The organism is Mesorhizobium sp. M1E.F.Ca.ET.063.01.1.1 (assembly GCF_003998155.1).
GTDB lineage: Bacteria > Pseudomonadota > Alphaproteobacteria > Rhizobiales > Rhizobiaceae > Mesorhizobium.
The window spans coordinates 1-385 of the sequence record NZ_RZSC01001792.1 but is presented as its reverse complement, the minus strand read 5'-3'; the positions used below and the strand labels follow the sequence as shown (position 1 = coordinate 385).

At 66.2% G+C, this 385-nt stretch carries 1 protein-coding gene; it reads left to right on the top strand.

Features of this window, described 5'->3' with window-relative positions; translation table 11 throughout:
• Nucleotides 1–385, top strand: a 385-nt coding sequence (locus EOA29_RS40895) for a multicopper oxidase domain-containing protein (RefSeq protein WP_148669402.1), incomplete at both ends; no start/stop codon positions are given.

Genomic DNA, 385 nt, shown 5'->3' with positions numbered 1-385 from the left:
CGCTCTCGCCGCGCCAACCTTGATCCATTGGCACGGCCTGACGCCGCCGTTCGGGCAGGACGGCGTGCCGGATCTGCCGCAGCCGTTGCTGCAGCCGGGCCAAAATCACGACTACAGCTTCCCCGTCGCCGCACCCGGCACTCATTGGATGCACGCCCACACGCTGCAGGAACAGCAACTCCTTGCCGCGCCACTGATCGTCACGGATCCGGCCGATGAGGGCAGGGACGAGCAGCCCGTGGTGGTGCTGTTCCACGACTTCAGCTTCAAGACGCCCGAGGAGTTGCTGGCCGGCCTGACCGGATCGGCGCCCGCATCGGGAACCAATGGCATGGCCGGTCACTCGATGTCGGGCATGTCAGGCATGGACATGCAAGGCATGTCC